This window comes from Aeromonas sp. s2 (genome assembly GCF_040907935.1).
GTDB lineage: Bacteria > Pseudomonadota > Gammaproteobacteria > Enterobacterales > Aeromonadaceae > Aeromonas > Aeromonas dhakensis.
In genome coordinates this window covers 125740-148966 of the sequence record NZ_JBFOCR010000008.1, presented here as the reverse complement: position 1 = coordinate 148966, position 23227 = coordinate 125740, and the positions used below count along the sequence as shown (strand labels likewise).

At 63.8% G+C, this 23227-nt stretch carries 24 protein-coding genes; 8 read left to right on the top strand and 16 right to left on the bottom strand.

The window, feature by feature from the left end:
* Position 1: 1 nt before the first annotated feature.
* Genes rsmA through lptD form a run of 4 tightly spaced genes read right to left on the bottom strand, consistent with a single transcriptional unit; the run spans position 2 to position 5560 of the window.
* Positions 2-814, bottom strand: coding sequence for a 16S rRNA (adenine(1518)-N(6)/adenine(1519)-N(6))-dimethyltransferase RsmA (gene rsmA, locus AB5Y81_RS04615; protein ID WP_005304162.1), 813 nt, complete (start codon positions 812-814; stop codon positions 2-4).
* Positions 804-1799 (bottom strand): 4-hydroxythreonine-4-phosphate dehydrogenase PdxA, encoded by a 996-nt coding sequence (gene pdxA, locus AB5Y81_RS04610; protein ID WP_279484786.1) that lies wholly within the window; start codon positions 1797-1799, stop codon positions 804-806. Before pdxA ends, rsmA begins: the two co-directional genes overlap by 11 nt.
* Entirely contained in the window at positions 1799-3097 is a 1299-nt protein-coding gene (gene surA / locus AB5Y81_RS04605; protein WP_005304159.1) for a peptidylprolyl isomerase SurA, read from the bottom strand. Before surA ends, pdxA begins: the two co-directional genes overlap by 1 nt.
* Positions 3098-3127: 30 nt before the next feature.
* Positions 3128-5560: an LPS assembly protein LptD gene (lptD, locus tag AB5Y81_RS04600; RefSeq protein WP_279484785.1), complete on the bottom strand. Its 2433-nt coding sequence runs from the start codon at positions 5558-5560 to the stop codon at positions 3128-3130.
* Positions 5561-5734: 174 nt separating this feature from the next.
* Here lptD and AB5Y81_RS04595 point away from each other — a divergent pair, with 174 nt between their 5' ends.
* The 3 genes from AB5Y81_RS04595 to djlA are packed head-to-tail and all read left to right on the top strand — an operon-like array spanning position 5735 to position 8260.
* Complete coding sequence (locus tag AB5Y81_RS04595) at positions 5735-6745, top strand: aminoglycoside phosphotransferase family protein (protein ID WP_279484784.1); 1011 nt, start codon at positions 5735-5737, stop codon at positions 6743-6745.
* Positions 6742-7410 (top strand): N-acetylmuramate alpha-1-phosphate uridylyltransferase MurU, encoded by a 669-nt coding sequence (murU, locus tag AB5Y81_RS04590; protein ID WP_279484783.1) that lies wholly within the window; start codon positions 6742-6744, stop codon positions 7408-7410. The genes AB5Y81_RS04595 and murU overlap by 4 nt, the downstream gene beginning before the upstream one ends.
* Before the next feature lie 19 nt (positions 7411-7429).
* On the top strand, positions 7430-8260 hold the full coding sequence (gene djlA, locus AB5Y81_RS04585; RefSeq protein ID WP_279484782.1) for a co-chaperone DjlA: 831 nt from the start codon (positions 7430-7432) through the stop codon (positions 8258-8260).
* Between the two features lie 77 nt (positions 8261-8337).
* Here the strand turns inward: djlA and AB5Y81_RS04580 are convergent, their stop codons facing one another.
* From AB5Y81_RS04580 to ettA, 3 genes are all read right to left on the bottom strand, one after another.
* A complete protein-coding gene (locus AB5Y81_RS04580; protein WP_139752969.1) occupies positions 8338-9681 on the bottom strand; it encodes an NCS2 family permease in 1344 nt (447 codons plus the stop codon).
* A 260-nt stretch (positions 9682-9941) separates the two neighbouring features.
* Positions 9942-10277, bottom strand: a complete 336-nt coding sequence (locus tag AB5Y81_RS04575) for a hypothetical protein (protein WP_279484781.1) — start codon at positions 10275-10277, stop codon at positions 9942-9944.
* 171 nt (positions 10278-10448) lie between these two features.
* Entirely contained in the window at positions 10449-12116 is a 1668-nt protein-coding gene (gene ettA / locus AB5Y81_RS04570; RefSeq protein WP_010634931.1) for an energy-dependent translational throttle protein EttA, read from the bottom strand.
* 241 nt (positions 12117-12357) lie between these two features.
* Here ettA and AB5Y81_RS04565 point away from each other — a divergent pair, with 241 nt between their 5' ends.
* Both AB5Y81_RS04565 and AB5Y81_RS04560 read left to right on the top strand, forming a co-directional pair.
* The gene (locus AB5Y81_RS04565) at positions 12358-12933 is read left to right on the top strand and encodes a Crp/Fnr family transcriptional regulator (RefSeq protein ID WP_279484780.1); all 576 of its coding nucleotides are present in this window, start codon (positions 12358-12360) and stop codon (positions 12931-12933) included.
* 57 nt (positions 12934-12990) lie between these two features.
* Positions 12991-13500, top strand: a complete 510-nt coding sequence (locus tag AB5Y81_RS04560; protein WP_279484779.1) for a YgjV family protein — start codon at positions 12991-12993, stop codon at positions 13498-13500.
* 89 nt (positions 13501-13589) lie between these two features.
* On the opposite strand, the gene AB5Y81_RS04555 is transcribed toward AB5Y81_RS04560, so the two are convergent.
* From AB5Y81_RS04555 to AB5Y81_RS04540, 4 genes are all read right to left on the bottom strand, one after another.
* Entirely contained in the window at positions 13590-14426 is an 837-nt protein-coding gene (locus AB5Y81_RS04555; RefSeq protein ID WP_279484778.1) for a 5'-methylthioadenosine nucleosidase, read from the bottom strand.
* Between the two features lie 108 nt (positions 14427-14534).
* Positions 14535-15389, bottom strand: a complete 855-nt coding sequence (locus tag AB5Y81_RS04550; RefSeq protein ID WP_279484777.1) for a lytic transglycosylase domain-containing protein — start codon at positions 15387-15389, stop codon at positions 14535-14537.
* A gap of 208 nt (positions 15390-15597) precedes the next feature.
* Positions 15598-15786 (bottom strand): hypothetical protein, encoded by a 189-nt coding sequence (locus AB5Y81_RS04545; RefSeq protein WP_005304119.1) that lies wholly within the window; start codon positions 15784-15786, stop codon positions 15598-15600.
* Between the two features lie 220 nt (positions 15787-16006).
* Positions 16007-17020: an NAD-dependent epimerase gene (locus tag AB5Y81_RS04540; RefSeq protein ID WP_368146569.1), complete on the bottom strand. Its 1014-nt coding sequence runs from the start codon at positions 17018-17020 to the stop codon at positions 16007-16009.
* A 323-nt stretch (positions 17021-17343) separates the two neighbouring features.
* Between AB5Y81_RS04540 and AB5Y81_RS04535 the strand changes: the two genes are divergently transcribed.
* On the top strand, positions 17344-17970 hold the full coding sequence (locus AB5Y81_RS04535; protein ID WP_005304112.1) for a YitT family protein: 627 nt from the start codon (positions 17344-17346) through the stop codon (positions 17968-17970).
* Here AB5Y81_RS04535 and AB5Y81_RS04530 read toward each other — a convergent pair.
* Genes AB5Y81_RS04530 through AB5Y81_RS04515 form a run of 4 tightly spaced genes read right to left on the bottom strand, consistent with a single transcriptional unit; the run spans position 17958 to position 21494 of the window.
* Complete coding sequence (locus AB5Y81_RS04530) at positions 17958-18773, bottom strand: ABC transporter substrate-binding protein (protein WP_010634925.1); 816 nt, start codon at positions 18771-18773, stop codon at positions 17958-17960. The two genes, AB5Y81_RS04535 and AB5Y81_RS04530, sit on opposite strands and share 13 nt — an antisense overlap.
* Before the next feature lie 50 nt (positions 18774-18823).
* On the bottom strand, positions 18824-19612 hold the full coding sequence (locus AB5Y81_RS04525; protein WP_005304104.1) for a heme ABC transporter ATP-binding protein: 789 nt from the start codon (positions 19610-19612) through the stop codon (positions 18824-18826).
* 14 nt (positions 19613-19626) lie between these two features.
* The gene (locus AB5Y81_RS04520) at positions 19627-20658 is read right to left on the bottom strand and encodes an iron ABC transporter permease (RefSeq protein ID WP_017787703.1); all 1032 of its coding nucleotides are present in this window, start codon (positions 20656-20658) and stop codon (positions 19627-19629) included.
* Complete coding sequence (locus AB5Y81_RS04515) at positions 20655-21494, bottom strand: hemin ABC transporter substrate-binding protein (protein WP_279484775.1); 840 nt, start codon at positions 21492-21494, stop codon at positions 20655-20657. Before AB5Y81_RS04515 ends, AB5Y81_RS04520 begins: the two co-directional genes overlap by 4 nt.
* Before the next feature lie 168 nt (positions 21495-21662).
* Between AB5Y81_RS04515 and hutX the strand changes: the two genes are divergently transcribed.
* Together hutX and hutZ are read left to right on the top strand one after the other, a co-directional pair.
* Positions 21663-22175 (top strand): heme utilization cystosolic carrier protein HutX, encoded by a 513-nt coding sequence (hutX, locus tag AB5Y81_RS04510; protein WP_005304096.1) that lies wholly within the window; start codon positions 21663-21665, stop codon positions 22173-22175.
* A complete protein-coding gene (gene hutZ / locus AB5Y81_RS04505) occupies positions 22172-22729 on the top strand; it encodes a heme utilization protein HutZ (protein WP_252601828.1) in 558 nt (185 codons plus the stop codon). The genes hutX and hutZ overlap by 4 nt, the downstream gene beginning before the upstream one ends.
* A 71-nt stretch (positions 22730-22800) precedes the next feature.
* Here hutZ and AB5Y81_RS04500 read toward each other — a convergent pair whose 3' ends face one another.
* Positions 22801-23205 carry a hypothetical protein gene (locus tag AB5Y81_RS04500; protein WP_195878049.1) on the bottom strand — a complete coding sequence of 135 codons (405 nt, stop codon included), beginning with the start codon at positions 23203-23205 and terminating at the stop codon, positions 22801-22803.
* Positions 23206-23227: the final 22 nt, after the last annotated feature.

Below are 23227 nucleotides of genomic sequence, written 5' to 3'. Positions count from 1 at the left end.
ATCAGGCCTTTGGCTGATCCGCCAGCCAGTTGGCGATCATGACGAACTGCTCGAGGGAGAGGTTCTCCGGGCGCAGGTTGCCATCGATGCCAAGTTCGGTCAGCTGGGCGTCCGTGATGAAGTTGGAGAAGCTGTTGCGAATGGTCTTGCGACGCTGGCCGAAGCCCTCGGTGCAGACCCGGTTCAGGCAACGAATGTCTTTCGCGACTATGGTGGGGTTCTTGTGCGGGATCAGACGGACCACGGCAGAATCCACCTTGGGCGCCGGCTTGAAGGCGCCAGGGCCCACTTCCAGCACAGGCACTACCTGGCAGTAGTACTGGGTCATCACGCTCAGACGGCCATAGGCCTTGCTGCCCGGGCCGGCGGCCAGACGCAGCACCACTTCCTTTTGCAGCATGAAGTGCATGTCTTCGACCCGATCGGCGAACTCGCACAGGTGGAAGATGAGCGGGGTGGAGATGTTGTAGGGCAGGTTGCCGAAGATGCGCAGCGGCCCCTTGCCTTCACCCATCAGGGTGCTGAAGTCGAAGCGCATGGCATCGGCTTCGATGACGGTGAGCTTGTCCTTCAGGGTCGGGTGCTCGCGCAGGCGCGCCGCCAGATCCCGGTCCAGCTCGACCACGGTCATCTTGTCCATCTGGGCGGCGACCGGCTCGGTCAGCGCGGCCAGACCCGGGCCTATCTCCACCAGGTTCTGACCCGGCTGCGGATTGATGGCGGCCACGATCTGGTCGATCACGTAGCGATCGTGCAAGAAGTTCTGACCGAAACGCTTACGGGCCGTGTGGCCCATGTGCACCTTACTGCTCATATCTTTTTTTCTCTACCATCTTGATGGCGTGGTTGATCGCGGTGATCAGGCTGCCGGAGTCGGCCAGGCCCTTGCCTGCCAGATCCAGTGCGGTGCCGTGATCCACCGAAGTGCGGATGAAAGGGAGTCCAAGGGTGATATTGACCGAACTGCCGAAGCCCTTGTATTTGAGCACGGGCAGCCCCTGGTCGTGGTACATGGCGAGTACCGCATCCGCATCCTTGAGGTATTTCTCCTGGAACAGGGTATCGGCCGGCAGCGGGCCGACCAGATCGATCCCCTCCTGGCGCAGGCCGGCCAGGGCGGGTTCGATCACGTCAATCTCTTCACGGCCGAGATGGCCGCCTTCCCCGGCGTGGGGATTGAGGCCGCAGACGTAAATGCGGGGCTTGGCGATGCCGAACTTGGCTTTGAGGTCCGCATCCAGGATGCGGATCACCTTGCCGAGGCGATCCTCGGTGATGGCCATCGCCACATAGGCCAGCGGAATGTGGGTGGTCGCCAGTGCGACCCGCAGCCCTTCGGTCGCCAGCAGCATCACCACGTCGGCGGTGTTGGATTGCTGGGCGAAGAATTCGGTGTGACCGCTGAACGAGACGCCAGCCTGGTTGATGATCCCCTTGTGCACCGGCCCGGTCACCACGGCGGCAAATTCACCGCTCATGTTGCCGTCGCAGGCGCGCTGCAGGGTGGCCAGCACGTAGGCGCCGTTGCCCTCGTCCAGCTTGCCCGGTATCACGGCGGCGCCGAGGGGAACCGGACAGACGGTCAGGGTGCCCGCCCGCTGCGGTTGTGCCGGCTGACCTGCATCATAGGGCTGCAGCTCGACGGGCAGCCCCAGCAGGGCGGCCCGTTCGCGCAGCAGCGCCGGATCGGCGATCACCACCAGCTGGTGCGGCCAATCCTGCTGGGCAATCTGCAGCACCAGGTCCGGGCCGATCCCGGCCGGTTCACCCGGGGTAATGGCGAGGCGACGACAGGTCATCAGCTGCCGGCGCCTTCGATCTGGATGTAGGCCTCGTCACGCAGCTCGTCCAGCCAGGCCTGGGACTCTTCGGTGAAGCGGCGGTTGTAGATCAGCTGATAGGCGCGCTGCTCCTGGGCCTTGGTGGTGGCATCCTGGCTGCGGCGCTCTTCCAGCTGGACGATGTGCCAGCCGTGGGTCGTGCGGAAGGGTTCGCTGATCTGGCCCGGTTGCAGGCGGTTGACCATGTCGCGGAACTCGGGCACGTAGACGTTGGGATCGGACCAGCCCAGTTCACCACCCTGCACCGCGGAGCCCGGATCCTCGGAGTACTTCTCCGCCAGGCTGGCGAAGCTCGCCTTGCCGCTCTTGATGTCGTGCAGGATGCCATCCAGCATCCCCTTGGCTTTCTCTTCGCTCAGGATGATGGAGGGCTTGATCAGGATGTGGCGGGCGCGCACTTCGGTCTGCACCACCTGCTGCTGGCCCTTGCTGTCGAACACCTTGATGATGTGCAGACCGGCACCGGAGCGCAGCGGGCCGACGATGTCGCCCTTCTTGGCACCCTGCACCGCTTCGGCCATCAGGGTCGGCATCTCTTGCGGGCTCATCCAGCCCCAGTCACCCCCTTCCAGCGCCTTGGGTCCGCTGCTCTCGGCAATGGCCATCTTGCGGAAGTCGGCGCCCTGCTTGAGGGCGGCCAGGATGCGTTCAATCTTGCTCTTGGCGGCATTGAGCTGCTCGGCGCTCGGATTGTCCGGCAGGGCAACCTGGATGTGGCCGACATGGTACTGCTGTTGCTGCTGACCCTGCTTGGCCAGGATATCCACTACCTGCTTCACCTCCTGCTCGGAGATGTTGATGCGGCGGCGCACCTGGTTGCGGCGTACCTCGTTCATCAGGATCTCGCGGCGTACCTCTTCCCGATACTGGGCATAGGTCAGCCCCTCGCGATCCAGCTGGGCACGCAGCTGATCCAGGGTCATCTTGTTGTCGGCGGCGATGCTCTGGATCGCTTGCTCCAGCTGGGTATCGCTGATCTTGAGGCCCTGGCGCTCGGCCAGCTGCAACTGCAGGCTCTCCTGGATCAGGCGGTCCAGCGCCTGTTTGCGCAGGGTGGCGTCATCGGGCAGAGACTGGCCGTTTTCCTGGGCGGAGATCTTGACCTTCTGGACCAGGGCCTCCTGCTGGCTGGCCAGCACCACGTCCTTGTTGACCACGGCAAGCACCTTGTCCATCAGCTCGGGGGCGGCGAAGGCACCCTGGCTCATGGCTCCGAACAGGCCTGCAGTCAGCAGGGAAATCAACGTCTTCTTCATATCCATCTCTCAAGGCGTTTGCCAGACCGCTTATTGGTCTCGCAGGTTAAACGGACGAATGTAAGGCAGTGCTTCGGTGTCAAGGGAAGTGCCCTTGGTGCCGGTACCCACGCTACCCAATCCTTTCATTTCAAACTGAATGCCCAGGCTGCGCTCCGAGGTCGGACGCAGGGTCACGTTGTCCGGAGTGTTGACCCACTCCAGGTTGAAGTTGATGCTCCAGCAGCAGGAGTCGTACTTCAGGCCCACCTTGCGATCAGACTTCACGCTCTGGTTGAGCTCCTGGTAGTAACCCCCGTACAGGTGCCACTGATCGTTGAGCGGCGTGGTCAACAGCAGGCCGATCTGGTTGAGGTCGGTGACCTGTCCCCGGTTTTCGAGATCGTAGTTGGCGTCGCGCACGAAACGGTGGTTCAACTGGCTGATCAGCTTCTCGTGGCGATATTCGAGGGCGCTGTTGGCGGAGCTGAGCCGGCGCTGGTCCATATCATATTGCGCGCCGGCATGGGCAAACCACTGCTCGTTGATCTTGGCATCCCCCTCGAAGGAGAGCGGGGAGCGGGTGTTGGTGGTCAGGGTTTCGCTGGGATAGAGCTTGACCCTGGGCGCAACGAAATCGAAAGCTTGGGCAACGGCCAGCCGAATTCGTTCATCGCCGACCTCATCATATACCCGGCTGGTGAGGCCGATGGAGATCCTGTTGGAGTCGCTGATGCGATCCAGGCCGGCGTAGCGGCGGTCGCTGAACAGGCTGTAGTAGTCCTGGCGCATGGTGGTGGAGTCATAGACGCCTATGTTGTCCTGATCCTTGTAGGGCACATAGAGGTACTGGAACTCCGGCTCCAGGGTCTGGTTGGCATCCCCGCCGAACCAGTTCTGGTTGCGCTCGAAGGTCATGCCGCCCTTGAGGCGGAACGAGGGCAGGGTGCGGGTGATGATCCCTTCGTCCAGGGTGACTCCGTTGGCCCCTGCAGGGGTGAAGCGGCTGACGAAGGTCTGGCTCATGTTGTCCGGCACTTCCTGATCGTAACGGGTGTACATCAGCTTGTACTGGCTGTCGAGGTAGTAGCCAGCCTCGTTGATCAGCGGCATGGTCAGGGTCGGGGCCGTGTAGACCCGGGTGCCGGTGTAGGCGCCGCCCTGGTTCTGGGCGATGGCCTGGGCATTGTTGTAGCCGAACTTGGTGATCTCGGTGTTCCAGGCCAGATCGTACCAGCTGCCCTGCTGGTAGTAGTTGTGGTCGATGCGCGGCATCAGCTCGTGGGGCTGCTGGGCGCTGGCCAGCAGGATCTGGTAGGTGCGCACCTCGGTGTTGATGTTCCAGTTGGGCTGGAAGTAACCGGCCATCAGGGATTGCTGCAACTGGTTCTCGACCTGGGTACCCACCTTGGGAGAGAAGTCGTTGAAGTAGTTGTAATCCCGATCCCGCACCTTGGTGTAGTCGAGCGACACCCGCATGGCGTTGTCGGCAAACAGCGAGGTGTGGTTGGCGTTGAGCAGGTAGCGGTGACCGTCGGACATGGCCTGGTTGAGGCTCGGGGTCTCGTCGTACTGCTTGTCGTTGGCCAGGTTCTCGAAGTAGAGGCTGCCCACGTGAGCCGGATCCGGCATGTAGCGGAACTGCACCTGCTCCATCAGGCCCCGTCTGTCCATGAAACGGGAGGTGATGGTGGCATCGTAGTTGGGGGCTATGTTCCAGTAGAACGGCTGGGTGATGTCCATGCCGTTCTTGGAGCTCTGGGTGTAACCCGGGTAGAGCAGACCCGTCTTGCGCTCATCCTTGATGGGGAAGTTGATGTACGGGAAGTAGAACACCGGATAGTCGTAGAGCCAGAGGCTGGCGTTCCAGGCCTCCCCGAACACCTCGGTCTGATCGATGTCGATGCTGCCCGCCTTCAGGGTCCACACTTCCTGGCCCGGTGGGCAGGTGGTGTACTGGGCCCCTTCCAGGGTGATGTTCTGGTTGTTGTTGGTCATGGTGACCCGGTCGGCAGAGCCGCGCACCGGCGAGCCATGCACCTGATACTTGCCCTCTTCCAGCTCGGAATTCTTGGTATCCAGGTTGGATTTCAGGGTCTTGTCGCTGGTGACCGTGATCTGGCCGTCGTTGTAATAGATGTTGCCGATGGCGATGACGTCCCGGCTCTTCTGATCGAGCTCGGCGTAGTCGGAATCGAACTTGCGCACGCCCTGGCGCACCTTGACGTCGCCCTGATAGACGGCGGTGCCGCCCTGCTTGGCTTCGAGGCGATCGGCATCCACCTCCACGGGCTGGGCATTGGCGTCGGTGCCGGGCGCCAGTTTTTCAATCTTGGGGACATAGTCATAGCAGAGCCCGTCCAGGATCCCGGTGGCGGGAGGCGGCGTCAGCGGCGCTGCCTGCACGATGGCAGGGGTCAGGGCAGGAACAAGGCTGATGGTCAGGGCGATGGGATAGGAGTATCCCAGTGTCCGTTTTGTCATGTGAAAGACTCGCGCAATCCGTGGTAGCTACGGCTGATTCAAGACATGCATTTTACGACAGGATTCATCGAGTTGACATTGCATGTCATTGCTTTATGTTAGCCGGCAATGATAAAGCATTATTGCGGCCAGGGCTAACAGCCAAGTGCTGCTTTCCAATTTGGTCCCCGACTTATGCACGATCGCGATTCCCTCTTGCTGCACTGGGCGCGCCGGATTTCCGGTGATGCCAGCCTTCAGTTGACCCTCATTTCCGGTGACGCCAGTTTTCGCCGCTACCACCGTGGCGGTGGCCTGATCTGGGTGGATGCCAACCCTAAAACCGAAAAAAATCATGAGTTTGTCCGCAATGCCTCGGCCCTGCATGCAGGCGGCCTGCTGTCCCCCGAGGTGCGGGCGGTGGACTACGAGCAGGGGCTGCTGGCGGTGACCGATCTGGGGGATACCCAGCTTATCGGCTGCCTGAACGCAGACAATGTGCAGGCCTGGTACGGCAAGGCCATCGCGCTGCTGCCCCGTCTCGGCGCGGTTGAGCTGGACCTTGAGCCTTTTGATTCCGCCTTTATGGCGCGGGAGAACAGCATCTTCCCCGAGTGGCTGCTGGGTCACCATCTGCAACTGACCCTGAGCGATGAAGAGCAGCAGTTGCTCGATGAGACCTTCGCCTGCCTTACCGAGAACAACCTGGCCCAGCCGCAGGGGGTGATGCACCGTGATTTTCACAGCCGCAACCTGATGGTGTGCGGCTGCGAGACGCCGGATGAGAGCGAGCTGGCGGTGATCGACTTTCAGGACATGGTCATCGGCCCGCTCAGCTATGACCTGGTTTCGCTGCTGAAAGACTGCTACGTGCGCTGGCCGGACGCGGTGATCGAACAGGGCATGCGACTCGGCTTCGACACTTTGCAGCATGCCAATCTGCTCGGCGGGCTCGATTACGCCGCGTTTCGTCGCGCCGCCGACCTCACCGGCATGCAGCGCCACCTCAAGGCGGCGGGCATCTTCACCCGGCTCTACCACCGCGACGGCAAGTCCGGCTACCTCAAGGATATTCCCCGCACCCTGGGCTACGTGGTGGATGTCTGCCGCAGCCATGGCGCCGCCTATCCGGTGCTGGCCCGCTTCGGCCAGTGGCTGGCGCAGGTGGTGCTGCCCGGGCTGGCCCGCAGCGGAGTGGCGTCATGAAGGTGATGATCCTGGCCGCCGGGCGCGGCGAGCGGATGCGCCCGCTCACCGACAGCCTGCCCAAGCCACTGCTGGCGGTGGGGGGCAAGCCGCTCATCGTGCACCATATCGAAAAACTCAAGGCGGCCGGCGTGACCGACCTGGTCATCAATCACGCCTGGCTTGGTCACAAGCTGGTGGAGGCGCTCGGCGATGGCCGTGCGCTCGGGGTCTCCATCCACTGGTCGGCCGAGGAGAGCGCGCTGGAGACCGCCGGCGGCATCGTACAGGCGCTGCCGCTGCTGGGCAGCGATCCTTTTCTGGTGATCAACGGCGATACCTGGCTCGACCTGGACTATCGCACCCTGGTGAGCCAGCCCCTTGGCGACCAGCTGGCCCACCTCTGGCTGGTGCCCAACCCGCCGCAGCATCCGGCGGGGGATTTTGCGCTGGAGGCGGGCAAGGTGGTTGATACCCCGGCGCTGACCTTCAGCGGCGTCGGGCTCTATGATCCCGCCGCCTTTGCCGGATTGGCGGCGGGGGCACGCAAGCTGGCGCCCCTGCTGCGGGAGTGGATGGTGCAAGGCAGGGTGGGCGGCAGCCTGCTGGCCGGCGAGTGGCGCGACATAGGGACGGCCCAGCGGCTGCACGAGCTGGACGATCAGTTGCAAGGACGCACTCATTAATTTCACGAGGTCTTGAACCATGCGTATTTGGGGTAAGGTGCTTGGCGCCTTCTTCGGTTTTCTGCTCGGCAACATCTTCGGTGCCCTGCTTGGCCTCTGGATCGGCCATCGCTTCGATCGGGGCATGGGCTTGAATTTTCGCCGCGCCCCCACCCAGCAGCAACAGGCGGTCTTCTTCCACGCCACCTTCGCCGTCATGGGCCACATCGCCAAGGCGAGCGGCCAGGTGACCGAGCAGGAGATCCGGGTCGCCTCCAACCTGATGGACCGGATGCGGCTGGCAGGGGAGCAGCGGGCTCGCGCTCAGGAGTCGTTCCGCCAGGGCAAGGAGGCGGACTTCCCGCTGCGGGAGACCCTGGCCGAGTTTCGCCGTGCCAGTCAGGGCCAGCGCGATATCCTGCGCTTCTTCCTCGAGGTACAGCTGCAGGCCGCCTTCGCCGATGGCAAGGTCGAGGCCAGCGAGCGTGCCATCCTGCACACCATCGCCGACGAACTGGGCTTCAGCCGCATCGAGCTGGCCCGCATCCTGGCGATGGCCGAGGCGCAGATGAACTTCTTCAATCGGGCCCACGGCGGTCAGTATCAGAATGGCGGGCAGGGTGGTCAGCAGTATCGGCAGGAGGTTCCCTCCCGTGACCGGCTCAAGGATGCCTACCAGCTGCTGGGGGTGAGCGAGAGCGACAGCGATCAGGAGATCAAGCGCGCCTACCGCAAGGAGATGAGCAAGCATCACCCGGACAAGCTGGCCGCCAAGGGCTTGCCGCCCGAGATGATGGAGATGGCCAAGGAGAAGACCCAGGAGATCCAGCAGGCCTGGGAGTGGATCCGCGAGGCGCGCGGCATTCGCTGAGCGCCCCTTCATCAGCCATAAAAAAATGCCCGTCGCTGACGGGCATTTTTGTTTGCGCAGTATTTGTGCGTCGCGGCTTAGTGGCTGTCGACCCAGACAAACTTGAGCACGAACAGCAGGGCCACCACCAGCACGCAGGGGTTGATCTCGCGCCAGCGGCCGGTGCCCGCCTTCATCACGCAGTAGGAGATGAAGCCCACGGCGATCCCCTCGGTGATGGAGAAGCTGAACGGCATCATGACGGCGGTCATGAAGGCCGGCACCGCTTCGGTCAGGTCTTCCCACTTCACCCTGGTCAGCTCGGAGCACATCAGCACGCCCACGTAGATGAGGGCGCCGGCGGCGGCATACGCCGGCACCATGGCGGCCACCGGAGAGAAGAAGATGGCCAGCAGGAACAGCAGACCGACCACGATGGCGGTCAGACCGGTACGGCCGCCGACGGCAACGCCTGAGCTGCTCTCGATGAAGGCGGTGACCGAGGAGGTGCCCATGAAGGCGCCGCCGACGGAGCTGGCGCTATCCACCAGCAGGGCCTGCTTCATGCGCGGGAAGTGCCCCTTGTCATCGGCCAGCTTGGCGCGGTTGGTGACGCCGATCAGGGTGCCGGAGGAGTCGAACAGGTTGACCAGCATGAAGGAGAAGATGATCCCGGCCAGGCTGATGTCGAGCGACCCCATCAGGTCCAGCTGGCCGAACACCGGCTCTATGCTGGGAGGCATGGAGACGAAGCCCTTGAAGGTGACGTCGCCAAACAGCCAGCCCAGGGTGGTGGTCACCACGATGGCGATCAGCACGGCGGAGTGGACGCCGCGGGCGGAGAAGATGCAGATCAGGAAGAAGCCGAGCAGCCCCAGCAGGCAGGGCAGGGAGGTGAGGTTGCCCACGGTCACCATGGTCGCGGGGCTGGCCACCACTATGCCGGAGTTGTGCAGGCCGAGCAGGGCGATCAAGAGGCCGATGCCGGCGGTGATGCCGACCCGCAGGGTGAGCGGAATGTTGGCGATGAGCCAGTAGCGCACCCGCAGCAGGGTGAGGATCAGCAGACCCATGGCGCCCCAGAAGATGGTGCCCATGCCCACTTGCCAGGAGTAGCCCATGCCGGCCACCACCACGAAGGCGAAGAAGGCGTTGAGGCCCATGGCCGGTGCCAGCGCAATGGGCAGGTTGGCGAGCAGGCCCATCAGGATGCTGCCGATGCCGGCGATGAGGCAGGTGGTAACGAACACGGCCTGGGTGTCCATGCCGGCCGCAGAGAGGATCTGCGGGTTGACGAAGACGATGTAGACCATGGTCAGGAAGGTGGTGATGCCGGCGATCACTTCGGTGCGGGCGTTGGTGCCATGGCCCTTCAGGGCAAACAGACGCTCAAGCAATCCTTGCCCGGCGGCCTGTGCGGGGGCCTGGTGTGGTTGATTCATGTTGGATTCCAATAGGTGACGTGAAATAAGCAGCAGGAGAGGGGCATCCTCCATGGGGGAGTGACGCCCGCTTTCTGGTGGTTAAACAACCAGACTCGTCCTGATACCGTGACAGCGCGCACATTTTTACACAGGCGGCGCCGTTTACAAACCCCGGATCTGCGAGGCGGATCAATGAATAGAGCAAAAATTCAAACGTTTTCCCGGCCGAAAATAAAAAAGGTTCTCGCTGGAGAACCTTTTGAGGGGCAGGGGTCGGGTCAGAGGGTCTTGAAGTAACGCTCCACCAGCTGGGCCAGCACGGAGTCGAGCTTGTCCTGCACCTCTCCCAGTTCCCGCCCCAGGCGGCGCAGGAAGAGGCTGGCCTGCTCCTCGCTCAGCTTGCGGTCGTCGATGAAGAACTCCTGTTCCGGCAGCTGCTTGTCATAGCGGGGCAGCAGGGTCCAGTTCACCAGCTCCGGCTCCACGGCGGCGAAGATCCTGGCGGCGGCGGCACAGAAGGTCTCGATGTGCGCCTTGCCGTCCGGCCCGAGGCAGCCCGGTTCAACCCGGATCTGGATGGTCAGTTTCTTCTCTGTGGTGGGCTGGGTCGTCATCTTGCTACATCCATGCATAAAAGGTATCCGTCTTGGATTGTAAGCCATCGGGCACAAGAAAGGGGAGCCTGGGCTCCCCTTGTCGCATTTGCCGGTTTACTTGGCGATGCGCTTGTACTTGTCGTGGTGGGAACGGTGCGGCTGATGCAGCAGCCGCACTTGTTTGCCCTGTTACTTGGCGATGCGCTTGTATTTCGCGCGGTGCGGCTGGACCGCCTCGGCGCCGTAGGTCTTCTTCTTCCACTCTTCGTATTCGGTGAAGTTGCCTTCGAAGAATTCGATCTTGCCCTCGTCCTGATAGTCGAGGATGTGGGTGGCGATGCGGTCGAGGAACCAGCGGTCGTGGGAGATGACCATGGCGCAACCCGGGAACTCCAGCAGGGCGTTCTCGAGGGCGCGCAGGGTTTCGATGTCCAGATCGTTGGTCGGTTCATCCAGCAGCAGCACGTTGCCGCCGGTCTGCAGCAGCTTGGCCAGGTGCAGACGGCCGCGTTCACCGCCGGAGAGCTCGCCGACCCGCTTCTGCTGATCGGCGCCCTTGAAGTTGAAACGGCCGATGTAGGCGCGGCTCGGGAACTCATAGTTGCCGATGCGCAGGATGTCCTGGCCGTCGGCGACTTCCTCGAACACCGTCTTCTTGTCGTCCATGCTGTCGCGGAACTGATCGACAGAGGCCAGCACCACGGTCTCACCCAGGGTGATGGCACCGGAATCCGGCTGCTCCTGACCCGACATCATGCGGAACAGGGTCGATTTACCAGCACCGTTCGGGCCGATGATGCCGACGATGGCCCCCTTCGGAATGGCAAACGACAGATCGTCGATCAGCACCCGGTCACCGTAGGATTTGCGCAGGTTGGCCACTTCCACCACCTTGTCGCCGAGGCGCGGTCCGGGCGGAATGAACAGCTCGTTGGTCTCGTTGCGCTTCTGGTAGTCGTTGGTGTTGAGCTCCTCGAAGCGGGCCATACGGGCTTTGGATTTGGCCTGACGGCCTTTCGGGTTCTGGCGAACCCACTCCAGCTCTTTCTCGATGGACTTGCGACGAGCCGCTTCCGTGCTGGCTTCCTGCGCCAGACGGGCATCTTTTTGCTCCAGCCAGGAGGAGTAGTTGCCTTCCCACGGGATACCCTCGCCGCGGTCCAGCTCCAGGATCCAGCCGGCCACGTTGTCGAGGAAGTAACGGTCGTGGGTGATGGCCACGACGGTGCCCTCGTAGTCGTGCAGGAAGCGCTCCAGCCAGGCCACGGACTCGGCGTCCAGGTGGTTGGTCGGTTCGTCCAAGAGCAGCATGTCCGGCTTTTCCAGCAGCAGGCGGCACAGGGCCACGCGGCGGCGCTCACCACCGGAGAGGTGTTTGATCTTGGCATCCCAGGCCGGCAGGCGCAGGGCGTCGGCCGCACGCTCCAGCTGGTTTTCCATGTTGTGGCCGCCTTGGGCCTGGATGATGGCTTCCAGCTCGCCCTGTTCGCGGGCCAGCTTGTCAAAGTCGGCATCCGGGTCGGCGTAGGCCGCATAGACCTCGTCCAGACGGGCCATGGCGCGCTTCACTTCGCCAACCGCCTCTTCGACCGCTTCACGTACGGTCTGCTCCGGATCCAGCTTGGGCTCCTGCGGCAGGTAGCCGATCTTGATGCCGGGCTGTGGACGGGCTTCCCCTTCGATCTCGGTGTCGATGCCTGCCATGATGCGCAGCAGGGTCGATTTACCGGCGCCGTTCAGACCCAAAACGCCGATCTTGGCGCCCGGGAAGAAGGAGAGGGAGATGTTCTTGAGAATATGACGCTTGGGCGGCACTACCTTGCCGACCCTGTTCATGGTGTAAATAAATTGAGCCATTGGCTAATTCTCTTCCTTTTCAGCAGGTTAATGTCTTGGCACTAACAGACTGATGTCGTGGTGGGGCCAGGTCGGCGGGTCGCCAACCGGGTTCCAAAAAACCCGTCGATTGTAAACCAATGGGCGAGGGGGGGCAAAGGTGGCACCCGGTCGGCCATCCCCTTTGCCGGGGCCATCACAGCCTGCTGCAACGGGCTGCCAAACTTGGCATGATGAAGGCCCAGTTTGCCCCGGAGTTTGCATGACCAGCCTGCCTTCAGCCCCGCCTCTGGCGGCCACCCTCGCCGCTATGGGGCTGGCAGCCGCCATCGGTGAGCCGCTTGCCGCCCGCCTGCCTCGTTTGACCTTGCAGCCGGGTCAGCCGCTGCTGGCTCAGGGGGCAATGCAGGAGTCGGCTTTCTATATCGAGCGGGGCATCGCCCGCGCCTGCCACTACGCCCGGGACGGGCAGGAGCGCTGCAAGGAGTTCTACTTCGAAGGGGAGCTCTGCCTGCTTTACGACAGCTGGCTCACCGGGTCGCCTGCCCGCTACCAGCTGGAGGCCGTCACGGCGCTGCAACTGGTGCGGGTGCCGCTCGCCCTGCTGGACGAACCCGCCTGGCAGCCGGTCTGCATGGCCCTGCTGCGCCAACAGCTGTGCTACAAGGAGTGCAAGGAGGCCTTCTTGCTGCTCCACTCCCCCGAAGAGCGCTACCGGGAGCTCTGCCGCACCTTCCCCCACTGGCCGGCGCGGCTCACCCAGGTGCAGCTCGCCAACTACATCGGCATCAGCCCGGTCACCCTGTCGCGGATCCGTCGGCGCATTAACACGGGTTAATGCCGCGCCTCGCCCATCTCCGCCATGCTGGGCCCCTCGAACAAGCCTGGAGTGGGGATGATGTCGCTGTTTTTGTGGTCACAACTGGTGGTGAGCCTGGCGCTGCTGCTGGATCTGCTGTCGTTTCAGCTGCGGACGCGCCGGGCCATTCTGGCCTGCCTGGCGCTCTCCTGCGCCCTCAATGGCGCCCATTTCGCACTGCTGGGACAGTGGTCTGCCGCCCTGCTGCTCTGGCTGGCGAGTCTGCGCTTCGTGGTCAGCATGCTGGCCACGCGCCGCCTCTTGATGTGGCTCTTTATGGGGTTGTCCTGCCTCGCCGTGCTCGCCACCTATCAGGGGCCGCTCGCCCTGCTGGGGTTGCTGGCCAGCCTGCTGCAGACCCGGGCTGCGTTTTGCCCGGATGATCGCCTGCTGCGGCGCTGGATGTTGCTGGGCACCCTCTGCTGGCTGGTCAACAACCTGCTGGTGGGGTCGCCCGTGGCGGCGCTGATGGAGGGGCTGTTTCTGGTCAGTAATCTGGTGGGCTACTACCGCCACTATGGGCGCAAGGTGTTACCTGCCGGCTGAGGTCAGTCTGCCGAGAAAAAAGCAGGTAATGCCGCAGAATGGGTGTTGTAGGGCAAAGAGGCCGCCACAGTGGCGGCCTCTCTGGCATGTCAGGCTTTGTTGAAGCCGTTGATGAGCGCCTTTGCGTAATCGATGACGAACTGCTGGCAGTGGATGGCGGTTTGCGGATCGAACACCTCGCCGTGCAGATCGCTGTTGGAGAGCACCCGGATGCCGACGAAGGGCACCTTGTAGGCCTCGGCTACCAGGGCGGCGGAGGAGGTCTCCATCTCTTCTGCTGCCGTGTTGTAGGTCTGATGCAGCCAGTTGATGCGGGCGACCTGGCGGTTCCACTCGTCGGCGGTGCCTATGATGCCGGGGACCACCCGGCCGTGACGATAACCATCGGCCATGCCGAGGGCGCGGCCGACCAGCTCGGGATCGCCGGCAAAGGCGGTGTGTTCTACCAGCTTGCCGTTGTCGCGCAGGCGCATGGTGACCTCGAAGTTGTGCCATTTGCTCGGATCGACGCCCTGCTCGGCGGGCGTCAGGTCACTGCGGTAGGCCCCCATGTTGAAGCTCTTGGTGCCGATGACGATGTCGCCCCGGTGCAGCGCCGGATCGTGGCCGCCCGCCGTGCCCTGATTGATGACGAGGCGCGGCCGGAAGCGCTCCATGGCGAGGGTGGTGGCCGCGGCGGCATTGGCCAGTCCCACCTCGGTGCGGGAGACGACCACCGGATAACCCGAGAGAGTGCCCTGCCAGTAGGTCCAGGCGCCCACGGTCAGCTCTTGCTTGTCCTTGAGGGCGGCCACCAGGGTCTCGACTTCGACATCCATTGCCCCCTGGATCAGGATGGGGGCGGGGGCCGGAGTGGCCGCCACGACGGCGGAGGAGAAGAGGGCAAACAGGGTGAGCAGGCGCGAGCAGCGTGTGATGAAATTCATGGATTACCTGTAAAAGGTGCGAGAAAGCGCCGGATCCTATCGAAAGGCAAACGATTGTGCAAATGAGACGGTGGCTTTTGTCAATAGCAGGCCGGCAGGGAGTAGGATTCAGGGCTGCTTGTGGCCGGCGAAGTAGAGCACCCGCCGCACATATTGCTGGGTCTCCTGATAGGGGGGGATGCCGCCATACTGCTCCACCGATTTTTCGCCGGCGTTGTAGGCCGCCGACATCAGGGTCCAGTTGCCATCGAAATGGGTGTGCAACCACTTGAGATAGGCCACGCCCCCCTTGATGTTCTGCTCAGGATCGAAGGGGCGGGTCACCCCGAAGCGCTGCTGGGTCTCGGGAATGAGCTGCATCAGCCCCTGGGCATTCTTGGGGGAGACGGCGCGGCTGTCGAGGTTGGATTCGGCGATGGCGATGGCCAGTACCAGCCGCTCGTCGATGCGGTGGCGCTTGGCGGCGTGGCGCAGCATGTTGGCCAGCTTCTGTTTGGCGGGCGACTGGCGGGCCAGATAGGCCTCCAGATTGAAGGGGGTGGTGGGGATGGCGGCGAAGTAACCGCCGGATCCGCCGACGCCGCTGCCGCACTGATCCCCCATCACGGCATTGCCGACCCGGCTGTTGTAGTAACGGATGGCCTGCTGGTTGCCAAGACGGATCGCCATGGCCAGGTAGGCGTTGGCCATGCGGGGGTTGCGAACCGAGCCCGGGCCGGTGGCGAGCAGGCGGCCGATGCGAAAATAACCTTCCGGGTTACCCGTGGTGGCGGCGGCGCAGTAGAAGTGGATGGCCTGGGTCAGGTTGCCCTGACTCTGTGCCTGTTGACCTTGCTTCAGTGCGCTGAGCGCCTTGGGCGCCTGTCTGAAATCCCTGCTTTGCGCCGTTGCCTGCACGTTACCGGCCAGCAACAGCGATAAAAAAAGCAGCAAAAACAGCCTGTTTTCGCTGAGGCTCGACATGGATTCTCTCCTGTTGGGGTACAGAAGATATAGGGGAACATGGCCCGTTCTGCCATTAATCCAGTGGATCCTGTTGTTATGGATCCGGGTATCCAGAGATCAAAACGATATGGAACCAATGACCGATGCAGCCCTAGCAGGGGCTGGCCGTGCATCCAGGTGGCCGGTGGCGATAAAGAGGTGGCTAAATCAGTTGTCCCTGGCCCCCTCAGACGTCGAGGTGATAGGGCTGCTCGTCCGGCTCGGCGGCGGGCAGCTGGCGATACATCAGGCGAATTTCGCTCGCCACCCAGAGCGAGAGCAGGCCGAGCAGGCTCAGCAGCGGCATCAGGGTATGGCTCTGTTGCAGTCCGTAGGCAGACAGGGCGGCGCCCAGCAACAGCAGAATACGGATCATGAGGTGACTCCTTCTCATCATGGTGAGGGGGCGGATGCGTGCCCGTGTGGCACCAAGTGCGGCCAGTATACCCCAGCCGGTGCCCGGCAAACCGCCATCCGCCTCACATCCCCATCCTAAGGGGGGAGGTGGTGCGGCGCCATTCCATTAACTCATCAAACAATTTTCAGCCGGCCGTGGCAGGGCGCACCCAGTGTCTGGTCGGGATGGCTACTCCATCTCAGCGGGCGGGCTGGTAGTAGTCGAGATACCAGCGCACGAACGCGGCGACCCCTTCCTCGATGGAGGTGGCGGGGCGCAGGCCGGTGAGGGTGTGAAGGGGCTCGCTGTCGGCCCAGGTGGCGTGCATGTCGCCCGCCTGCATCGGCAGCATCCGCTTGATGGCGGGCTTGTCCAGTGCCTGTTCCAGCGCCTCGATGAAGTCGAGTAGCCGCACCGGCTGGCCATGACCGATGTTGAGGATGCGGTAGGGGGCGGCGCTCTCGGCCGGGCTCTGCTCGCCGGCGTGCCAGTGAGGGTTGGGGCGGGGTGGCAGCTCGGCGACGGCGAGGATCCCCTCGACGATGTCGTCGATGAAGGTGAAGTCGCGGCTGAGATCGCCCTGGTTGTAGACGTCGATGGGCTCGCCCGCCAGGATGGCGCGGGTGAACCTGGCGATGGCCATGTCGGGCCGGCCCCAGGGGCCGTAGACGGTGAAGAAGCGCAGCCCTGTGGTGGGCAGGCCGTAGAGCGCCGAGTAGGCGTGGGCCATCAGCTCGCCGCTCTTCTTGGTGGCGGCATAGAGGGAGACCGGGTGGTCCACCTGCTGATCGGCACTGAACGGCAGCTGTTCGCCCATGCCGTAAACCGAGCTGGAGGAGGCGTAGATCAGATGCTGGATGTCGTGCTGGCGGCACCCCTCCAGCACCGTCAGCATGCCGGTGAGGTTGCTCTCGCTGTAGGCAAAGGGGTTTTCCAGCGAGTGGCGCACCCCCGCCTGGGCGCCCAGGTGGATCACCCGCTCGAACTGCCCCTCGGCAAACAGGACGGCCATGCCGGCCCGGTCCGCCAGCTCGCCCTCTACGAAGCGAAAGTGGGGGAAGGGGGTCAGCATCGCCAGACGAGCCTCTTTGAGGCTCACCTCGTAGTAGTCGTTGAGGTTGTCCAGCCCCACCACCTGATGACCCGCCTCGCACAGCCGTCTGGCGACGTGAAAACCGATAAAACCGGCGGCGCCGGTGACCAGATACTTCATGGCTGGGGTCCTGTGCAGATCATGGGGTTCCTGATGGTGGTGCTGGAGTTGGGGCTGCGCGCGTTGTAGCAGAGCCGGCGCGTCTGTGCCATGGCAAACCGCCCTTTTCGTCAAGGTGGGGGCGGCTCAGGCGCGGCATGCTGCATCTTGGTGCAGCGGCTGTCAATGGAGAATGACAGGCACCAAAACGGGGCGTGGGCGGTGACTATTGTGATCATGGTCGCAAAAAATAGACTGAATCCCATAACGAAGCCCTGTGGACAGGGCTCGCGCCCGCCTTGCGGGCAACAGACACTCTTTTACTTCGCTATTGGATACCGGTTATGGACAACACCCCCGTCTCGGCGCAGTCCGCTCGTACTGCGCACCCCCTCTATGAAGACATCATCGCCCTGCTGACCGCCGCCGGCTTCGTCTCTCTCGGCATCTTTCTGTTTCATCAGGTGGGCCTGCTCACCGGCGGTACCGCCGGGCTGGCACTGCTGCTGCAGCAGGTGACCGGGCTGAGCTTCGGCCTGCTGTTCTTCGGCATGAATCTGCCCTTCTATGCCCTGGCCTGGCTCAGGATGGGGCCGCGCTTCACCCTCAACACCTTCGTCTCGGTGGCGACCGTCTCCTTCATGACGGATCACCTCAATGCCGTGCTGCAGATAGGCAAGATTGAGCCGGTCTACGCGGCGCTCATCGGTGGCACCCTGATCGGCATGGGGCTGCTCATCATGTTTCGCCACAAATCGAGCCTGGGCGGCTTCAACATCCTGGCGCTGTTTATCCAGGATCGCTTCGGCATCCGCGCCGGCAAGCTGCAAATGGGGCTGGATTGCACCATCGTCATCGCCTCCTTCTTCGTGGTGCAGCCCTGGATCCTGGCCCTCTCCGTGGTGGCGGCCATCATCTGTAACCTGGTGTTGACACTCAACCACAAGCCGGGTCGCTATCAGTTGGCGTGAGGCCTCTGTGAACCGGGTGGAAAAAGGGTGTGCAGCCGATGATCGGGCAGCGGTGAGGAGAGGCCCCAGTGCACCCTGTGCCGCAGCAGATTGCCCTGGGCTTCCAGCCGGATCAGGATCTGGTTGAAGGCTGCCAGCTGCGCCTCGCTCATGCGTTGGCGGTTGAAGGCGATGTAGTAGTTCGCCTCGTGACTCTTCTGCCATAGCCTGATCTTCGAGGCGCCACTGAGGTTGAGTCGATAGAGGGCCACATCCAGGTTGGAGAAGTAGAGGTTGTAGCGCCCCTGCCGCTCTATCTTGAGCAGATTCGCATAATCATCGTTGACGTTGAGTTCCAGCTGCATCGGGGGGATCCCCTGCTGGTGCAGGGTGTCGTCCAGCTGGCGCAGCAAGGTCTCGCTGAAGGAGCCTCTGGTCACCCCGATCCGTGCGTGACCAAGGCGAGCCAGAGTCAGCGGCGCGTCAATTTCATCGACGTGGGCAAAGATGCCCCAGCTCGCCTTGCACAGCGGTACCGAGTAGCTCAGCGTCTTTGCCCTGGCATCGCTCCAGGCGAGCGGAAACATGCCGTCCACTTCCCCCAGATCCAGCTCTTTTCTGGCCCGCAGATTGGGGCGCAGCGTGATCTGGCACCCCTCAGGCCAGTAGCTGCACGCCTCTTTCACCATGTCCACCATGGCGCCGGTCGGCTGGTTGTCACTGCCCATGAAGCTGTAGGGAGCAAACTCCTGGACGACCAGACGCAGGGGGGCGGCAACGCAGAGAGGGGAGAGGAGCCAGAGCAACAGCAGACGAGCAGGCATGGGGCAAGCATCCGTGATTGACACCCTTGCAGTATGAGCGAGAAATCGCCCTACAGGACGACGGTATACATCCCCTGCGGGTCTGTGATCACCCGGGCCGGGTAGTCGTAGAGCCGGTCGATGAGATCAGGCGTCAGCACCTCGCGCGGGGTGCCGTCGGCCATCACTCTGCCCTGCTCCAGCATCACCAGCCGGTCGGCGTAACGGGCCGCCAGATTGAGGTCGTGCAACACCACCAGCACGGCGGTATGGCGGGCGGCGAGGGCGCGGGCCATGGTGAGCAGCTGGTGTTGGTACTTGAGATCGAGCGCCGAGGTGGGCTCGTCGAGCAGCAACAGCCGCGCTTGTTGCGGCTCCTCCGGGGCCTGCCAGATCTGGGCCAGCACCCGGGCGAACTGCACCCGCTGGCGTTCCCCGCCGGAGAGGCCGGGATAGAGGCGGCCGGCCAGATGATCCACCCCGGCATGGGTCATGGCGGCCCGCACTATCTCGTCGCGCCGGCTGGCCGGCTCGCTGTGGGGCAGTCGGCCCATGGCCACCACCTCTTCGCACAGGAAGGGGAAATTCAGGGACGAGCTCTGCGGCAACACGCCGACACGGTGGGCCAGCTCGTTGCCGGCCCACTCCCGCCGCTCCCGGCCAAACAGATCTATCTCCCCCTCATGTTCCAGCTCGCCGGTGAGGCACTTGAGCAGCGAGCTCTTGCCGGCGCCGTTGGGGCCGAGCAGGGCGGTGAGGCTGCCCGCCTGCAGGCTGAGGTCGAGCCTGTCCAGGATGGGGCGGCCGCCCCGGCTGAGGCTGAGCTGGCGACAGTGCAGCAGGGTCGATGAAGCTGACAAGATGAGTCCTCCGGTTAAAGGGTGCGGCGGCCCTTGACCAGCAGCCAGATGAAGAAGGGGGCGCCCAGCAGGGCGGTGATAATGCCGACCGGCATCTCGGCCGGTGCCAGCAGGGTGCGGGCCAGTATGTCGGCGCCCAGCAGCAGGGCGGCCCCGAGCAGGGCGGAGAGCGGCAGCAGCCGGACATGGTTGGGGCCAGCCAGCAGCCGCACCAGGTGCGGCACCACCAGACCGACGAAACCTATCATGCCGGCCACTGCCACCGCCACGCCGACCCCGGCGGCGGTGAACAGGATCAGCCGCCGCTTGAGGGACTGTACCTGGATGCCGAGGTGGCGGGCCTCCCCTTCACCCAGCAGCAGGGCGTTGAGGGGGTTGGCATCGCGCATGAACAGAATGAGCAGGGCAACCAGGGTCAGCAGCGCCAGCGCCACGTCCACCGGCTTGCCCGCCGCCAGCGACCCCATCTGCCACAGGCTCAGGTTGCGCAGCATCTGATCGTCGGCGAGATAGGTGAGCAGGCCGATCACGGCGCCGGACAGCGCAGTGACGGCCACCCCGGCCAGCAGCATGACGGTGACCGAGGTGCCCCCCTCCCGGGTGCCGAGCAGATAGACGAGGGTGGTGGTCAGCGCGCCGCCGAGAAAGGCGAGCAGGGGCAGCAGGCCGATGCCGAGCAGGCTCTGCCACTGCTGGCCGAGGGGGGCCAGCAGCACGATGGCCAGCGCCGCGCCGAGCGCCGCCCCGCCGGAGACCCCGATGATGCCGGGGTCGGCCAGGGGGTTGCGAAACAGCCCCTGCATCACGGCGCCGCAGAGGCCGAGAATCCCCCCCACTGCGATGCAAAGCAGGGTGCGCGGCAGGCGGATCTCCTGCACGATCAGCAGCTTGTGGGCCTCAATTCCGCTCCCTTGGCCGGCGAACAGGGCACGCAGGCTCTCGCCAAAAGAGAGGGCCATGGGGCCGGTGGCCAAGGATCCGACCAGCAGCAGCGCCAGTGCGCCGCCGGTGAGGCACAGCAGCCAGGGCAGTGGCAGACGCATCATGAACCCAGCTTGATCCACTTGGCGATCTGGCTGGCCTGCTGCAGCGAGGTGAGGCTGAGCCCCCCTTGCAGGGCGTGGCCGTCGATGGCGTGGATGGCCCTGTTCTTGCCGGCCGGGGTGGCGGAAAGGGCGGGCACCTGGCTCAGCACGGTTTCAGGATCCTGATACTGCTGCCAGTCGCGGCCGCTCACCAGCACCAGATCGGGCTGCAGCTCGATCAGGGATTCGGTGGAGACGGGCTTGTAGTCTTGCAGCTGGGCCACCGGGTTGACGCCACCGGCCAGGGTGAGCAGGGCGCTGGCGGTGGTGTTGCCGCCGGCGATGCTGGTGGGCTGGCCCTTGTGCAGCAGCAGGAAGACCACCTTGAGCGGCTTGTTCTGCTTGGCCTGAGCGGCCAGCTGCTCGCTCTGGGCCTGGATCTCGGCCTTCAGGCGGGTGCCGGCGGCCGGGTCCTTGAGCAGGGCGGCCAGGGTATCGATGCGTTGATTGAGGTTGGCGAGGGTGGGGGCGGTGGGCAGTACGTCCACCGCGACCCCGGCCCGGCGCAGCTGCTCCAGGGCGGGCGGCGGTCCCATCTCGTCGCTGCCGACCAGCCGGGTCGGCGCCAGGCTCAGGATCCCTTCGGCGGCGAGGGCGCGGTGATAGCCAACCCGCGGCAGGTTCTTCGGCTCCGGGCTGCTGATGTCGGTGGCGATGAGGCTCTGCTCGCCCCCGAGAGCCAGAATGAGTTCAGTGGTGGCCGGGCCTATGCTGACGATACGTTCCTGCGCCAGAGTGGGCAGGGACAGGGCTGAGCAGCCGAGCAGGCTGAGTGCGAGGGCAAAACGACGGCCCATGCTAACCTCCGAAGGGTGAATGAAGTGGGATTGCCGCCGAGAATATCAAGCCGTCGAAAAAAATGCACTGAGAATGAAAGCGATTATCAATTGCATTGGTTTGGGGCCTTCATTACAGTATCCGCCATGACAGAACAGGGATGCCGCAGGCATCCCAAGGGAGAACCGATGAGCATTGCACAACGCATTCATGGGCTGCTGGCACAAGATCCCGGCGCTCACCCGTCCACCATCGCCGCCGAGCTGGCCGTCAGCGAATGGGAGGTGGTGCGCCACCTGCCGGCCGAGCTGGTTACCCTGGTGCCCGCCGAGCAGGCAGAAGCCCTGCTGGCGGATCTGGCCGACTGGGGCCAGGTGACCACCATCGTCGAATCCGACGGCTCCATCTTCGAGGTGAAGGCCCCCTTCCCCCGCGGCAAGAGCGCCCGTGGCTACTACAACCTGATGGGGCGTGACGGCGAGATGCACGGCCACCTCAAGCTCGACAACGTGGTCGGTATTGCCCTGGTCAGCAAGCTGTTCATGGGCAAGGAGGGACACTCCTTCCAGTTCTTCGGCCACAGCGGTCGCTGCATTTTCAAGGTCTATCTGGGGCGTGACGAGCAGCGTCAGCTGCTGCCGGCCCAGGTGGAACGCTTCATGGCCCTGCGCCACCAGTATCAAGAGGAAGTCAAAGCATGAGTGAACGTCAGGAGCGTCTGCAGAACCGCCTGCAACCGGAGATCCGCGAGTTTCGCGACGGTTGCCGCACCCTGCAGCTGGCGACGGTGGACAGTGAAGGCAACCCCAATGCCAGCTATGCCCCCTTCGTGCTGCAGGAAGATGGCTACTATGTGCTCATCTCCGAGATCGCCCGCCACGCCCGCAACCTGCAACAGGTGCCCAAGGTGTCGCTGATGCTGATCGAGGACGAGAACGGGGCCCGCGAGCTGTTTGCCCGCAAACGCCTCACCTTCGATGCGCTGGCCGAAGTGGTGGCCCGCGACGACGTGCGTTGGGAGAAGGCCGTGGCGGCGCTGGAAGGGCGCTTTGGCGAGATAGTCAAAGGGCTCTCCAACCTCAAGGATTTCGTGCTGTTTCGTCTCAAGCCCGAGCAGGGGCTGTTCGTCAAGGGCTTCGGCCAGGCGTTCCGGGTCTCCGGTGACGAACTGGTGGACTTCGTCCACCTGGTGGAAGGGCACAAGCGCATCGACAATGGCGCCGAGCTGACCAGCTCGGCCGACGCGCCGGTCTGATCCGCACGGATCGCCAGGATGACAAAACGGGCAGCCCTGGGGCTGCCCGTTTTTTTATGGACGGTTTTCCCTCAATCCTGCCAGGAGGCCTTGTTGGGAAAGGCGTCGCGGTCGGCCCGGGTGGCGGTCTCGTTGCACTCGCCCCGGATCTTCCAGGAAGTCTGGCTGAGCACTATGTAGCCTTCGCGGCAATATTTGCGCTCGGCCAGCGCCTGGGTGAGCTGGGCATCCTGCAGCGCTTCGCGCCGCTCCAGCAGGCTCTTGTTCCTGCTCAGCCTGCTGCCGTCATCGTTCTGCAGGCGGGTGGGCAGGGTATCGAGCGGGGCGGCCTCGAAGGTGAAGCGCTTGCTCCCCTCCTCGTTGATGTGGGTCCTGAACAGGGGGGCCGGGCCATCCGGCTGGCGCCCCGGCAAGCCGGAGCAGGCGGTGATTGCCGGTAACAGCAGCGTGAAGGCAACGGCAGAGAGTAGACGCACACAAGACTCCAATCGGGTGATC

What these genes read in the sequence shown, in the direction of transcription:
- rsmA (WP_005304162.1), bottom strand. Translation starts at nt 814, where the DNA reads ATGAGCAGTAAGGTGCACATGGGCCACACGGCCCGTAAGCGTTTCGGT.
- pdxA (WP_279484786.1), bottom strand. Translation starts at nt 1,799, where the DNA reads ATGACCTGTCGTCGCCTCGCCATTACCCCGGGTGAACCGGCCGGGATC.
- surA (WP_005304159.1), bottom strand. Translation starts at nt 3,097, where the DNA reads ATGAAGAAGACGTTGATTTCCCTGCTGACTGCAGGCCTGTTCGGAGCC.
- lptD (WP_279484785.1), bottom strand. Translation starts at nt 5,560, where the DNA reads ATGACAAAACGGACACTGGGATACTCCTATCCCATCGCCCTGACCATC.
- AB5Y81_RS04595 (WP_279484784.1), top strand. Translation starts at nt 5,735, where the DNA reads ATGCACGATCGCGATTCCCTCTTGCTGCACTGGGCGCGCCGGATTTCC.
- murU (WP_279484783.1), top strand. Translation starts at nt 6,742, where the DNA reads ATGAAGGTGATGATCCTGGCCGCCGGGCGCGGCGAGCGGATGCGCCCG.
- djlA (WP_279484782.1), top strand. Translation starts at nt 7,430, where the DNA reads ATGCGTATTTGGGGTAAGGTGCTTGGCGCCTTCTTCGGTTTTCTGCTC.
- AB5Y81_RS04580 (WP_139752969.1), bottom strand. Translation starts at nt 9,681, where the DNA reads ATGAATCAACCACACCAGGCCCCCGCACAGGCCGCCGGGCAAGGATTG.
- AB5Y81_RS04575 (WP_279484781.1), bottom strand. Translation starts at nt 10,277, where the DNA reads ATGACGACCCAGCCCACCACAGAGAAGAAACTGACCATCCAGATCCGG.
- ettA (WP_010634931.1), bottom strand. Translation starts at nt 12,116, where the DNA reads ATGGCTCAATTTATTTACACCATGAACAGGGTCGGCAAGGTAGTGCCG.
- AB5Y81_RS04565 (WP_279484780.1), top strand. Translation starts at nt 12,358, where the DNA reads ATGACCAGCCTGCCTTCAGCCCCGCCTCTGGCGGCCACCCTCGCCGCT.
- AB5Y81_RS04560 (WP_279484779.1), top strand. Translation starts at nt 12,991, where the DNA reads ATGATGTCGCTGTTTTTGTGGTCACAACTGGTGGTGAGCCTGGCGCTG.
- AB5Y81_RS04555 (WP_279484778.1), bottom strand. Translation starts at nt 14,426, where the DNA reads ATGAATTTCATCACACGCTGCTCGCGCCTGCTCACCCTGTTTGCCCTC.
- AB5Y81_RS04550 (WP_279484777.1), bottom strand. Translation starts at nt 15,389, where the DNA reads ATGTCGAGCCTCAGCGAAAACAGGCTGTTTTTGCTGCTTTTTTTATCG.
- AB5Y81_RS04545 (WP_005304119.1), bottom strand. Translation starts at nt 15,786, where the DNA reads ATGATCCGTATTCTGCTGTTGCTGGGCGCCGCCCTGTCTGCCTACGGA.
- AB5Y81_RS04540 (WP_368146569.1), bottom strand. Translation starts at nt 17,020, where the DNA reads ATGAAGTATCTGGTCACCGGCGCCGCCGGTTTTATCGGTTTTCACGTC.
- AB5Y81_RS04535 (WP_005304112.1), top strand. Translation starts at nt 17,344, where the DNA reads ATGGACAACACCCCCGTCTCGGCGCAGTCCGCTCGTACTGCGCACCCC.
- AB5Y81_RS04530 (WP_010634925.1), bottom strand. Translation starts at nt 18,773, where the DNA reads ATGCCTGCTCGTCTGCTGTTGCTCTGGCTCCTCTCCCCTCTCTGCGTT.
- AB5Y81_RS04520 (WP_017787703.1), bottom strand. Translation starts at nt 20,658, where the DNA reads ATGATGCGTCTGCCACTGCCCTGGCTGCTGTGCCTCACCGGCGGCGCA.
- AB5Y81_RS04515 (WP_279484775.1), bottom strand. Translation starts at nt 21,494, where the DNA reads ATGGGCCGTCGTTTTGCCCTCGCACTCAGCCTGCTCGGCTGCTCAGCC.
- hutX (WP_005304096.1), top strand. Translation starts at nt 21,663, where the DNA reads ATGAGCATTGCACAACGCATTCATGGGCTGCTGGCACAAGATCCCGGC.
- hutZ (WP_252601828.1), top strand. Translation starts at nt 22,172, where the DNA reads ATGAGTGAACGTCAGGAGCGTCTGCAGAACCGCCTGCAACCGGAGATC.